Source organism: Corynebacterium sp. HMSC071B10, from assembly GCF_001814825.1.
In the GTDB taxonomy this organism is placed as follows: Bacteria; Actinomycetota; Actinomycetes; order Mycobacteriales; family Mycobacteriaceae; genus Corynebacterium.
Map to the genome: position 1 here is coordinate 1 of NZ_KV817995.1, position 213 is coordinate 213.

The window sequence follows — 213 nt, forward strand, 5'->3', positions numbered from 1 at the left end:
GAGCGGGTGATGTAGGCAAGTGTGTCCAACCTATGCCCGTTGACACGGGCGCCTTCTTGGGCGCGGGCCTGGTACTTGGTGTGCGAGGTTTTCCCGCACAGCACACTCGCGGTGTCGCGGAGTTGCTTCGCGCGGTCTTGCTGGATGCCGTGTGCCTGTAATTGGGCAAGCTCAAGTCCGGCCGCTGCGTGAACGAAGTCGTATCCGCAGCGG

The 213-nt window shown here is 62.9% G+C and carries 1 pseudogene; it reads right to left on the minus strand.

What is annotated here, in order from left to right:
- Positions 1-213, minus strand: a pseudogene (locus tag HMPREF2990_RS13105) (hypothetical protein); the annotation flags it as partial.